Here is a 12,281-nt window from a genome sequence, read left to right on the forward strand (position 1 = left end):
TCTATCTGTCCATTCACAGGCAAAACTCAGCGCAATTGCCAGACAGCTGAACGAACGACCACGCAAGACCTTGCAATATCAAACCCCAGCAGAGAGATTCGCAGAGTGTGTTGCGTCGATCAGTTGAACCCACCGCCCAACGCGGTCATTCGAAGGGCGGCGACATCATCAAAATCTATGCGCAGGCGCGGCAACAACAAAACCGATGCGCAACTACCCGATCTTCCTGAAATCGAAACCGTCAGCCCCTCCGCTTCAAGATGCAGCCTATTGTGGCCGGTCTTTGGGCACACTATGTAGACCGAAGGATAACCATCTCGTTCAACTGAGGTGAACACCAATGGAATTCGAACAGGCACAGCTCCTGGGCTTTGACCGGCGAGAGATATTGCGCTTCATTTTCCTGCTCACCGCATTTAGCTTGATTGCTGCGAGCGTCTGGGACTACCTGGGCTCGCTTTTGCGGTGGTCCAAATCGAAAAGTGAGGCGGGGGCCGCTGATCCGGCGAGTTTTGTCTTGGGTGGGCCTTTTCCAAGATACCGCGGCATTCTGACCACGGTTTTTCGTGACAAGCCTGCCGGGCCGACCCCGACCAAATGGGTGCTGCGGTCTTCGCTTGCGGTAAGGCTCTTTTTTTTCTGGGTCGTTGGGGCATGCCTTGTTGTCTTGATCGATGCTCGGCAAGACAGCATCGCTGCTGGCCGGTACGTAGGATGGGATTGGTCAAGGTATGCGGCCAATCCCTACTTGCTGGTCTTCGAGCTGTTTGCGGCGCTTTGCGTGGCTCTTATGATCTACGTCGTATTTTTCAAAAAAGTGCGCTTTGATGATGATGTTCTGATCTGGAACAGCTTTCCGGACATCACTGGCCTTCCGTTTGTCACCCAAGAGTATCGTTGGAAGAATCTTTGTCGCGTAGACGACTACTTTTACAAGGTAGAGTTTTCTTTCTCACCCGGCGGCAAGGTGGTCTTGTACAAGCGGCAACTGAGCACAGGTGAGCTTAAACGGTTCGCCGAGTACCAGTTGGAAAAGAACAGATTCGAAGCTGCCAACAAACCTTCTGTTTATTCTCACCGGGGGTCAAAGCTGTTTTGAACAAGAAGCCTATAACCGTCAGCAAGATCAACAGGTTTGTCCCTGTCAAGCTTGAATAGAGCAGTTCCGCAACTGCCGGCGCTTCCTGAAGTCGAAATCTTCGGTTTCACGGGGGACCGAACCGTACGGGTTCTGACCAGCTCACATCGTGGCTCTTCTACGTGAAAAGCCCATTGCGGCGCTCTGCCGGTCGTTTGGGTCAATGGCCGCTTTGTCCCCCAAAGCCGTCGTTCAATAAAGCTGTCGTGCCCGGGATCGGGGCTTTCGCGTTCAATTGCCGATACCTTCGGCCGCCTCGTTCCTGCCGGGCGCTACCGCGCGGGGCGGAGGTGCTGGAGGCCCCAGACTGCAAGGCCTATCGCAAGCCCCCAGAAGGCGGCGCCGATGCCGAAGGCGGCTACTCCTGACGCGGTGGTGGCAAGGGTCATGGTCGCGGGGAAGCGCTGGTCGGGGGTGGCGAAGGCCGCGGTCAGGGCGCCCATCAGGGGGCTGAGGAGGGCGAGGGCCACCAGCGCCGCGACTACGGGGGCGGGGAGGGCGGCGAGGAGGTCGATCACCGTGGGGCTGAGGAGGCCGAGGAGCACCCAGACCGCGGCATAGGCGAGGCCGACGATCCAGCGTTTGTCCTTGTCGGGGTGGACATCGGGGCCAAGGCAGATGGCGGCGGTGATCGCGGCCATGCTGACGGTATGGGCGCCGAAGAAGGCGGTGATGGTGGAGATGAGGCCGGTGGTGGTCAGGGCGGCGCTGACCGGGGGCTCGTAACCTGCGGCGCGCAGGGTCGCGAAGCCGGGGAGGTTCTGCGAGGCCATGGTGACGAGGTAGAGGGGCAGGCCGAGGCCGAGGATGACGGAGAGGCGGAACTCGGGGGCGACGGGGGTGAGGATCGGCGTGCTGAGGCGGAGCGTGGAGAGGTCTGACCCGGTGAGGAGCGCCAGGACGATGCCGGTGAGCAGGGCGGCGAGGACGGCGAAGGCGGGGTTCCAGAGGCGGACGGTCAGGAAGACGGCGACCATGGGGAGGACGAGGGCGGGCAGGGTCTCGGCCGCGAGGGCGCCCTTGAGGCAGAAGGGCAGGAGGACTCCGGCCAGCATTCCGGCGGCGATGCCGTCGGGGATGCGGGCGACGAGGGCTCCGAGCGGGCGGATCAGGCCGGTCGCGGCGATAAGGGCGCCCGCGACGACAAAGGCTCCGACGCCTTCGGCAAAGCTGATCCCGCTGGCGGCGGCGATGAGTGCGGCGCCGGGGGTGGACCAGGCGAGGACCACGGGGACGCGGGATTGCCAGGAGAGGAGGGCGGAGCCGACGGCCTTGCCGAGGCTGATGGCGAGAAGCCAGCTTGCCGCCTGTGCGGGTGTGGCGCCAAGGGCGGCGGCGGCGGCCAGAAGGATCGCGACCGAGGCGGCGTAGCCTACGAGCGCGGCCACGGTTGCGGCCGAGATCACCGATGCCCGCATGCCAATGTCCCCCGCGCCGGATGTCGGCGGACTATTCCGTGCTGTCAGGATGGCCGCAAGGGGGGAAAGAAAGGCGGCGACCCCAGGGAGGAGGAGAGGGGCCGCCGCAAGACCGGAAGCCCCGGGAGGAGGTGGGGCGCCGGATGAGCTTGGGGCCGTGCGGCCCCGGAAAGACTAGGGCGGCGGTGCCAGGGAGGAGGGAGGCACCGCCGCTATACCGGATGACCCAGGGAGGAGGAGGGGTCACCCGATCGGTTTTGGGCCCGAAGGCCCGGAATGGGGGCGACGATGCCAGGGAGGAGGGAGGCACCGCCGCGATATCGGATGACCAGGGAGGAGGAGGGGGTCACCCGATGGAGTTGGGACCCGTGGGTCCCGGAAGAATTGCGGCGATGCCAGGGAGGAGGAGGGCATCGCCGCAGATCGCAAAGGCCCTAGGGAGGAGGAGCGGGCCTTCTTGAAAACTCACTTGCCGTAGGCTGCCTCACGGGCGACATCGGCGATCGCAAGCCGGCTGATGCCGAGATCTGCGAGGTCACGGTCGCTGAGCGCGTTCAGCTCGGCCACGGTCCGCTCGTAGACCCGGCGCTGATTGAACGCGGTCACGAGGGTGTCTTTCAGAAGCATCACGCGGTCCAGAAGACCTTTGCGGGCGATGCCGGTGCTGTTTACGTATGCCATGTCACTCTAGCCTCATCAGGTTCATTGGTAGCGTTCTGTTGCGCTGTTAGGGGTAACATGGACCCTATGCTGCAGATGCACAATACCGGAGTGCTGCAATGCTGCCATGCAGCATCCGCATGGCTCAAGACACGAAATTGTCATGATTTTTGAAGCGCTTCGACGAAATTTTGAGCAAATGGTCAACGGACCTTGCCCTTCTGCGCAAAGATCACGACCTTAGCGTGAAACTTGTGCGACGGAGGAACGGATGGAGATCGATCGCGATCAGGTGATACGGGTTCTGGCCGGGGTCGCGCATCCCGGAGGGGGCGATCTGGTGAGCCGCGATCTGATTCGTGCGCTGGCCGTGGACGGGGGGGCGGTGCGCTTCGTGATCGAAGCGGCGACGCCCGATGAAGCCCGCTCGTTGGCCCCGGCGCAGGGTGAAGCCGAGGCTCGGCTGAGGGCGCTGCCGGGGGTGGAAGCGGTCCAGGTGGTGATGACGGCGCATGGGCCGGCGCCAAAGCCGCCGAGCGTGAAGATCGGCCAGCACCCCAGCCCGCACCAGGGCGGGCCGCAGCGGATTTCGGGGATCGACCGGATTGTTGCGGTGGCCTCGGGCAAGGGCGGGGTGGGGACGTCGACGGTGGCCTCGAACCTGGCGGTCGCTCTGGCGCGGAAGGGGCGGCGGGTGGGGCTTCTGGACGCCGATATCTACGGGCCCTCGCAGCCGAAGATGATGGGCGTGTCGAAGCGGCCCTCGTCTCCGGACGGGAAGATCATCGAGCCGCTCATCGCGCATGGGGTCACCATGATGTCGATCGGGCTGATGCTGAAGGAGGACGAGGCGGTGGTCTGGCGGGGGCCGATGCTGATGGGCGCGCTCCAGCAGCTTCTGGGGCAGGTGGCGTGGGGGAAGCTCGACGTCCTGATCATCGACCTGCCGCCGGGGACGGGAGATGTGCAGCTGACGCTTTGCCAGCGGACGCATCTGACGGGGGCCATTGTCGTCAGCACGCCGCAGGACGTAGCGCTGCTGGATGCGCGGAAGGCCTTGGACATGTTCCAGAAGCTCAAGACCCCGGTCCTGGGGCTGATCGAGAACATGTCGACCTTCGTCTGCCCGAACTGTGGGCACGAAAGCCATATCTTCGGCCATGGCGGGGTCGCGGCAGAGGCCGCAAAGCTGGACCTGCCGTTCCTTGGGGAATTGCCGCTGGCCCTGGATGTCCGGGTTGCGGGCGACAGCGGCACACCGATTGCCGCGACGGATAGTCCCTTGGCTGCGCCATATCTGGCGCTGGCGGAGCGGATGATTGCTGGTGGGATGGGGTGAGAGGTCGGTGCTGGGCCGGATGCTGTTGCGCCTGGTGAAGTGGGCCGCCATTTCCGCGCTGGCTGCGGTTTTGTTGCTTATCCTGGCTATGCTCTTCTGGCCGCTGCCCTTCTCTATTGCGCCCGTCCTGGACGTTGAGCCCAGAGCGGTCTCGGCAGAGGTGCGGCTTGCGTTTCAGGCGGAAGGGAATACTGAAACCCGCGCTGTCCAACTGCTAATGGGCCGAGAAGGTGGGAGAGGGCTGCAGCGACATCTTCTGCACGTAGCGCTTTCGGCGCGGCTTTTGGCCTTCACCTCGGCAGAGCAGCGGGCCGCGTTCATCGCATCGAACAGTTACTACGGTAGGGGCCATAAGGATCTGGCCGCCTTTGCCGCCGACTGTATGGGGAAGTTGCCCTCTGAGTTGGGCCTGGCTGAAGCCGCGGAATTGGTGACGCGAACGCGGGCTCCCTCCAGATACGCGGATGTCGAGAGCGCGGCGCGGCTCTTGGAGGCGCGGGATCGGTTGCTTCAGGAGCTGGCCGACAGAGGTCTCGCCAGTCAGGCGGAGGTTGACGAAGCTGTGACGAAGCCGCTTGGGCGGTGTCCGTAATCGCAACACGGTGCCGTGCGCCGTTGGCGGCGGTTCAGGGTTCATCTTACTGATCAAGCCGCGCATTTCTTTGCGATGGCCGGTCGCACGCAAGCGGTGCGCTAAGGCAGCGATTTGGCTTGAATGCATACCGACTGGTTGGTATCTTAATCCGACGCAAGGGAGGACTGACCATGACCAACTCCATACGCACCTGCCTGTGGTTCCGCGACGGTCGCGGACCGGAGGCGGCAGCCTTTTACTGTTCCCTGATCCCGGGCAGCCGGGTCGAGAACGTCTTTGTCCTCGATGCCGAACAGGGCACCTCGCTGATCGACTTCAACCTGGGTGGCGTGCCCTATCAGATCCTCGACGCGGGGCCGCACTTCACACTGACCGAAGCTGCGTCGATCTCGGTCGAGACCGACGACCAGGCTGAAACCGACCGCCTTTGGTATGCACTGACGGCCGATGGCGGGCAGGAAAGCCATTGCGGCTGGCTCAAGGACCGTTTCGGCGTTTCATGGCAGGTTTTCCCAAGGCGGCTGACCGAGCTGACGCTGCATTCCGACAAGGCGGTCGCGGCCAAGGCCATGGCGGCGATGATGAAGCAGATGAAGATCGACATCGCCGAGATCGAGGCAGCGGCGGTGGCAGCCCCGTAACCCCAAGCCGAACCGGAGGAACAATGAGCAGCACCAGGTACCGTCCCGCATGACCCGCGCTCCCCGGGGCGAAGCGCGCACGCGGCTGATCGGGGCCGCGCGGTCGCTGGTGCGCCGCAAGGGCTTTGCGGCCACCAGTGTCGATGAGCTTTGCGCTGCCGCCGGGGTGACCAAGGGGGCGTTCTTCCACCACTTCGCGACCAAGGAGGCGCTGGGAGTCGCTCTGATCGACGATTGGACCGAGACGACTGGCGCGATGTTCGCGGCGCATCCTTACAACCACCTGCCCGATCCTCTGGACCGGGTGTTTGGCTATCTCGACCTTCGGCGGCAGCTTCTGGGCCAGCCGATCCCGGAGTTCAGCTGCGTTGCCGGGACCAGCGTGCAGGAGGCCTATGAAACCTCGCCCGCCATGCGCGATGCGGCGGCGAAGAGTGTGGCCTCGGGCGTGGAGCACATGCGGGGGCATCTGGCCGAGGCGCTTCAGGCGCATCCGGTGCCGGGTGTGACGGCGGAGGGCCTGGCCCGACAGTTCCAGGTTGCGGTGCAGGGGGGGATCATTCTGGCGAAGGCCGCGAATGACCCGGCCCCCGCACATGAGGCGTTTGATCATCTGGAGCGCTATCTGCGGCTGCTCTTCAACCGGCCGGCCGCCCCGCGCTGACTGGCGCGATACGAATCACACGACACGGGAAAGCATGGGAAACGGTCGTTATCCGATGGTTCAAATGACGTATTCCCGTCATCAACCCTGCTAAAGCGGCGGAAAGACTGCCGCTACGGCAGGGCTCTCGGCAAATAATTGGGAAATCACGGGACTGTTAACAGGCGTGACGGAAACACAACATATAGAGGGTGGCGGATCGTTATATCCCACAAATTGGATTCAGCGTCGCATACTCAGCACAAAATGCTGCCTTTGCGACCCCTCGGACACAATATGCTGGGCCTTTTGATCCAACTTTTCCCTTGCCATCCCATAGATTCCCATGCACCTTGGCTTCACGACGATGCGATGGGCAGTGAACGGCAGGGGCGGCTTCAAGACCCCGAACAGGCGTAAGGCAGCTTCATACAGGCAGCTCCATTTCATCGGCGAAGAAGGATCCGGCGCGCGAGCGAGCAGACATCTCCCCCAGGTGGCGCGCGTAGCTGGACGCCCAGCGATGGGACAGCGGCGGATCGGGTAGTGGCAGCAACCCGGTCCGCCTTTTTCATTTCATCGCATGGATCTGAAGGCGGGGGGTTTGGTTCGGGTTTTGAAAAGGCCGAAAGGCGATGGCAGAGGCGTTCAGAGGCGAGTTCTACCAGAAGGTAGATGCCAAGGCCCGGGTGTCGATCCCGGCTGCCTTCCGCCGCATTCTGGAAGCCGACGATCCCGCAACAACCGAAAACGCGCGGCCCCGGCTGTACATAGTCTATGGCGGCAAGACGCGAAGCTTCGTCGAATGCTACTCGAAGCGCGGGGCCGATCAGCTGGCCGCCGATATCGAGGCGATGGAACTTGGCTCGCCGGAACGGGTGCGGGCGGAACGCGACCTGATCAGCCGGTCGGTGATGGCCGAGATCGAACCCGACGGGCGCATCGTTCTGCCGCCGAAAGTGCGCGAGAAGATGGGATTTCATGGCGATGACCTCGCCAGCGGCGGTGAGGCCGCCTTTGCCGGGTTCACCAACCGCTTCCGGCTTTACCGGCGCGAGGTCTATGACGCCGAGCTGGCCGAAGAAGACGACGACGATACCGACCCGCTGACCCTTGTCGGGCGGCACAAGCGGACGGGGTAGCGCCATGCAGGGTCCGCTGCCAGGCCGCCCTTCCAATGATCCTCACGTTCCGGTCCTGATCGACGCGATCCTGAAGGAATGCGCGCCTGTGACCGGGGTCTGGCTTGACGGCACGCTGGGGGCGGGGGGCTATGCCCGCGCGCTTCTGGCGGCGGGGGCGGACAGGGTGATCGGGATCGACCGGGATCCCCTGGCGTTGCAGATGGCCGAGGTCTGGGCCGCGCCCTATGGCCCGAAGCTGCGGCTGGTGTCGGGCACGTTCTCCGACCTCGACCGGCTGGCGGGCGAGCCGCTGGACGGCGTGGTGCTGGATCTTGGCGTGTCGTCGATGCAGCTTGACCAGGCGGAGCGGGGGTTTTCGTTCATGAAGGACGGCCCCCTCGACATGCGGATGAGCCAGGAGGGCGCCAGTGCCGCCGATCTGGTCAATGGCGCAGAGGAGGCCCTTCTGGCCGACATCCTTTACCACTACGGCGAGGAGCGCGCCTCGCGCCGGATCGCCCATGCCATCGTCACCGCGCGGGGGGTGGAACCGATCACGACGACGGCGAAGCTGGCCGAGATCGTCGCACGCTGCCTGCCGCGCCCGAAGCCGGGCCAGAGCCACCCGGCGACGCGCAGTTTTCAGGCGATCCGGATCGCGGTGAATGCGGAGTTTTCCGAACTGGCAGAAGGGCTTGCGGCAGCTGAACGCGCGCTGAAGCCCGGTGGGCTATTGGCCGTGGTCACCTTCCACTCGCTTGAAGACCGGATCGTGAAGCGCTTCTTCCAGCTCGCAAGCGGTCATGAGGCGAATGCCAACCGCTATGCCCCGGCAAAGGCCGACACAGAGGCGCGTTTTGACCTTGTGACCCGCCGTGCGGTGGCACCCGATGAGGCGGAGATCGCCCGGAACCCCCGCGCGCGGTCCGCCAAGCTCCGCGTCGGGCGCCGGACCAATGTCGCGGCCAAGGCCATTCCCCCGGCTGACCTTGGCCTGCCGGATTTCCAGAAGAAAGGACGCCGCTGATGCGCCCCGTGCTTTACGTGCTCAGCTTCCTTGCGCTCATTGCCCTGGGCTTCTGGGCCTACCGCGAGAACTACGCGACGCAATCCGCGCTGAAAGAGGTCGAGAGCCTGCAGCGCCAGATCGTGGGCCTCCGTGAAGCGCTGTCGGTGCAACGCGCGGAATGGGCTTACCTCAACCGCCCCGACCGCCTGCGCGACCTTGCGACCGCGAACTTCGACCGCCTCGGCCTCTTGCCGATGGAACCCACACAGTTCGGCGCGGCGGCGCAGGTCGCTTATCCCCCGTCGGCGATGCCCGATATCTCGTTCACCACCGACATTCAGGGCACGATCACCACCCCTGAGGAGGGCCTTTGATGCGCACGCCCCTACGCCCGCTGGCCCGCATCCTTCAGGCCCGCCAGGAGGGCCTCAACCCCGACAGCATCGAGAAGGAGAACCTTCGCCTTCGCCACGAAGCCATGCGCGAAACCTCGCGGGGGCGGGCGGAGTTCCGGCTTCTCATCCTTTGCGCAAGCTTCGTGATCGCGTTCGTGGCGATCGGCGCCCGGATGGGCCTCATGGCCGCGACCGAACCCGTGGAACCCCGCGCCAGCGCGCCGGGGGCCGAGATCATCGCGCAGCGGGGCGACATCACCGACCGCAATGGCCGCATCCTGGCGACCAACATGACGACGCATGCGCTTTACGCCCACCCCAAGGTCATGGTCGACCCCAAGGGCACGGCGGCGAAGCTCGCAACCATTTTCCCCGAGCTTGACGCCAAGGCGCTGGAGCGCCGCTTCACTGACGGCCGCAGCTTCGTCTGGGTGCGCAAGGTTCTGAGCCCCGAACAGATGCAGCTGGTGCATGAGATCGGCGATCCCGGTCTTCTCTTCGGCCCGCGCGAGATGCGGCTTTACCCGAACGGGACGCTTGCGGCCCATGTCCTTGGCGGCACGTCCTTTGGGGCCGAGGGGGTGCATTCGGCGGAAGTGATCGGCACGGCGGGGGTCGAGAAGGCGCTTGACGCGCGGCTTCGTGACCCGGCGCAGGGGGGGAAGCCCCTGACGCTGTCGATTGACCTTTCGCTGCAGGCGACGGTCGAGGAAGTGCTTGGCGCGGGGATGCAAATGCTGAACGCCAAGGGCGCGGCGGCGATCCTTATGGACGCGCGGACGGGCGAAATCCTTGTGCTTGCGTCGCTTCCGACCTTCGACCCGAACGACCGGCCAGTTGCGCTGGTCGACAAGAATGCCGAACCCGGCGACAGCCCCTTGTTCAACCGCGCGGTGCAGGGGGTGTACGAGCTTGGCTCGACCTTCAAGATCTTTGCCGCCGCGCAGGCGATGGAGCTGGGCCTGGTGAACCCCAACACTCTGGTCGACGCGAACGCGCCGATGACCTGGGGCAAGCACAAGATCAAGGAGTTCGAGGGCAAGAACTACGGGCCGCTTTTGTCGGTCTCGGACGTGATCGCCAAGTCCTCGAACGTCGGCACTGCGCATATCGCGCTGATGATCGGGCCCTTGCGGCAGCAGGCTTTCCTGAAATCGCTGGGGTTCTTCGACCCGACGCCCCTGGAACTGATCGAAGCGCCGTGGGCCAAGCCCCTGATCCCGAAGAAATGGCCCGAGATCGTGACGATCACCACGTCCTACGGTCACGGCATGTCAGCCTCGCCCATGCATCTGGCCGCAGCTTATGCAGCAATTGCGAATGGGGGCGTGGCCATCAAGCCCACGCTTCTGAAGCGTGAAGGTGCGACCACGGGTGTGCGGGTGATGAGCGAGAAGACCGCGATGGAAGCGGTCAAGATGCTCCGCCGCGTGGTGACTGAGGGGACTGCGAGCTTGGGCGAGGTGCCGGGCTATGAAGTTGCGGGCAAGACCGGAACGGCGGACAAGCCCAAGAAGACCGGGGGCTACTACAGCGACAAGGTGGTGAACACGTTTGCGTCAGTGTTCCCGGCCTCGAACCCGCAGTATGTCCTGATCGTCACGCTGGACGAGCCGATAGACACAACGCTTTCCGAGACCCGCCGCACTGCAGGCTGGACGGCCGTGCCCGTCGCGGCCGAGATCATCCGGCGGGTCGCGCCACTGATGGGTCTGAGGCCCAAGCTTGAACCTCCTGCAGCAGATGCGGTAACAGCCGCCAGCAACTGAGGGGGCCACAAGGCATGACGGCGCGCGCGATACGGCTATCCGACCTCGGGCTTACCGCCCGGGCCGGACGCGACCCCGCGCTTTCCGGCCTGACCGCCGACAGCCGGGCCGTCCGGGCGGGAATGCTCTTTGCGGCGCTTCCCGGTACGGCGACCCATGGCGCGAACTTCATTCCGGCGGCGGTGGATCAGGGCGCGTCCGCTGTCCTGACCGATGCCGAGGGCGCGCGTCTGGCGGCGGGCGTGCTGGCCGATGCCGATATCGCGCTGGTCGTCGCGGAAGACCCGCGTGGCGCCTTGGCCTGTGCGGCGGCGCTTTGGTTCGGGGCGCAGCCTGCAACCATCGCAGCGGTGACCGGCACCAACGGCAAGACATCGGTCGCGACCTTCGCCCGGCAGATATGGTCGGCGCTGGGGCATGAGGCGATCAACATCGGCACGACGGGCATCGAAGGCGCCTGGACCGCGCCCTCCAGTCACACGACGCCCGATGCGATCACGCTGCAGAAGCTTTTGGCCGCCGCCGCGCAGGGCGGGGTGACCCATGCGGCGATGGAAGCCTCGTCCCACGGTATCGACCAGCGGCGGCTCGACGGGGTTCGCCTTGTCGCTGCGGGCTTCACCAACCTGACGCAGGACCATCTGGACTATCACGGCACGATGGAGGCCTATTTCGAGGCGAAGGCCCAGCTTTTCACCCGGCTGCTGCCGGACGATGGCGTGGCGGTGGTGAACCTTGACGGCGCGCGTGGCTCGGACATGGCGGAACTCGCGCTGGCGCGGGGTCTGAGGGTCCTGACCGTGGGCAAGGGGCAGGGGGCGGACCTGCAGATCGCCGCGACCCGGCCTGATGCGACCGGGCAGGAGGTGCGCTATCTCTGGCAGGGCCGGGCGTTCCAGACCCGGCTCAATCTCATCGGTGCGTTTCAGGCGGAGAATGTTGCCGTGGCCGCGGGCCTTGCGATTGCGGCAGGCGATGCGCCCGAGGCGGTGCTGGGCGTCCTTCCCCGTCTGACGGGCGTGCGGGGCCGGATGCAGCTTGCCGCGACCCGCAAGAACGGTGCTGCGGTCTATGTCGACTACGCCCACACGCCCGACGCCATCGAGACCGCGCTACGGGCGCTCCGCCCGCATGTCATGGGGCGGATCATCATCGTCTTCGGCGCGGGCGGCGACCGGGACCGCACCAAGCGCCCGCTGATGGGGGCGGCCGCGAAGGCCCATGCCGACGTGGTTTACGTGACCGACGATAACCCCCGGACCGAGGACCCCGCCAGCATCCGCGCCGCGATCCTTGCGGCCTGCCCGGACGCCCATGAGGTCGGCGACCGGGCCGAGGCGATCCTGCGGGCGGTCGATGCTTTGCTGCCCGGCGATGCCTTGCTGATCGCAGGGAAGGGCCATGAAAGCGGTCAGATCGTCGGCACCGACATCTATCCCTTCGACGATGTCGAACAGGCCAGCGTCGCTGTCGCGGCGCTGGATGGGGTGATCTGATGCCCAGAACGGCGATGCCGCAAACCGGAGCCATGACCAGTGCTTCCGACGCTC

12 protein-coding genes and 1 pseudogene are annotated in these 12,281 nt (G+C 64.9%); 11 read left to right on the forward strand and 2 right to left on the reverse strand.

Translation table 11 applies throughout. The annotated features are described in order from the left end of the window. A pseudogene (locus ACRCSW_RS00920) lies at positions 1 to 127 on the forward strand (IS30 family transposase); the annotation flags it as partial. A gap of 213 nt (positions 128 to 340) precedes the next feature. Continuing rightward, complete coding sequence (locus ACRCSW_RS00925; protein WP_438702119.1) at positions 341 to 1,099, forward strand: hypothetical protein; 759 nt, start codon at positions 341 to 343, stop codon at positions 1,097 to 1,099. A 311-nt stretch (positions 1,100 to 1,410) separates the two neighbouring features. Here the strand turns inward: ACRCSW_RS00925 and ACRCSW_RS00930 are convergent, their stop codons facing one another. Both ACRCSW_RS00930 and ACRCSW_RS00935 read right to left on the reverse strand, forming a co-directional pair. Further along, entirely contained in the window at positions 1,411 to 2,556 is a 1,146-nt protein-coding gene (locus tag ACRCSW_RS00930) for a benzoate/H(+) symporter BenE family transporter (protein WP_438702120.1), read from the reverse strand. A 465-nt stretch (positions 2,557 to 3,021) separates the two neighbouring features. Further along, positions 3,022 to 3,237: a DUF1127 domain-containing protein gene (locus ACRCSW_RS00935; protein ID WP_438702121.1), complete on the reverse strand. Its 216-nt coding sequence runs from the start codon at positions 3,235 to 3,237 to the stop codon at positions 3,022 to 3,024. Positions 3,238 to 3,487: 250 nt separating this feature from the next. Between ACRCSW_RS00935 and ACRCSW_RS00940 the strand changes: the two genes are divergently transcribed. From ACRCSW_RS00940 to ACRCSW_RS00980, 9 genes are all read left to right on the forward strand, one after another. After that, positions 3,488 to 4,555, forward strand: a complete 1,068-nt coding sequence (locus ACRCSW_RS00940) for an Mrp/NBP35 family ATP-binding protein (RefSeq protein ID WP_438702122.1) — start codon at positions 3,488 to 3,490, stop codon at positions 4,553 to 4,555. After that, the gene (locus ACRCSW_RS00945; RefSeq protein WP_438702123.1) at positions 4,536 to 5,147 is read left to right on the forward strand and encodes a hypothetical protein; all 612 of its coding nucleotides are present in this window, start codon (positions 4,536 to 4,538) and stop codon (positions 5,145 to 5,147) included. Before ACRCSW_RS00940 ends, ACRCSW_RS00945 begins: the two co-directional genes overlap by 20 nt. Before the next feature lie 173 nt (positions 5,148 to 5,320). After that, complete coding sequence (locus tag ACRCSW_RS00950) at positions 5,321 to 5,791, forward strand: VOC family protein (protein WP_438702124.1); 471 nt, start codon at positions 5,321 to 5,323, stop codon at positions 5,789 to 5,791. Between the two features lie 49 nt (positions 5,792 to 5,840). After that, positions 5,841 to 6,455, forward strand: a complete 615-nt coding sequence (locus ACRCSW_RS00955; RefSeq protein ID WP_438702125.1) for a TetR/AcrR family transcriptional regulator — start codon at positions 5,841 to 5,843, stop codon at positions 6,453 to 6,455. Positions 6,456 to 7,069: 614 nt separating this feature from the next. Continuing rightward, positions 7,070 to 7,576, forward strand: a complete 507-nt coding sequence (locus ACRCSW_RS00960; protein ID WP_438702126.1) for a division/cell wall cluster transcriptional repressor MraZ — start codon at positions 7,070 to 7,072, stop codon at positions 7,574 to 7,576. A 4-nt stretch (positions 7,577 to 7,580) separates the two neighbouring features. Beyond that, positions 7,581 to 8,585, forward strand: a complete 1,005-nt coding sequence (gene rsmH, locus ACRCSW_RS00965; RefSeq protein WP_438702127.1) for a 16S rRNA (cytosine(1402)-N(4))-methyltransferase RsmH — start codon at positions 7,581 to 7,583, stop codon at positions 8,583 to 8,585. Then, a complete protein-coding gene (gene ftsL, locus ACRCSW_RS00970) occupies positions 8,585 to 8,941 on the forward strand; it encodes a cell division protein FtsL (RefSeq protein ID WP_438702128.1) in 357 nt (118 codons plus the stop codon). The genes rsmH and ftsL overlap by 1 nt, the downstream gene beginning before the upstream one ends. Next, positions 8,938 to 10,731, forward strand: coding sequence for a peptidoglycan D,D-transpeptidase FtsI family protein (locus tag ACRCSW_RS00975; RefSeq protein WP_438702129.1), 1,794 nt, complete (start codon positions 8,938 to 8,940; stop codon positions 10,729 to 10,731). Before ftsL ends, ACRCSW_RS00975 begins: the two co-directional genes overlap by 4 nt. A 14-nt stretch (positions 10,732 to 10,745) precedes the next feature. Continuing rightward, a complete protein-coding gene (locus ACRCSW_RS00980; protein WP_438702130.1) occupies positions 10,746 to 12,227 on the forward strand; it encodes a UDP-N-acetylmuramoyl-L-alanyl-D-glutamate--2,6-diaminopimelate ligase in 1,482 nt (493 codons plus the stop codon). Positions 12,228 to 12,281: the final 54 nt, after the last annotated feature.

The sequence above is a fragment of the Tabrizicola sp. genome (assembly GCF_051645465.1).
In the GTDB taxonomy this organism is placed as follows: Bacteria; Pseudomonadota; Alphaproteobacteria; order Rhodobacterales; family Rhodobacteraceae; genus Tabrizicola.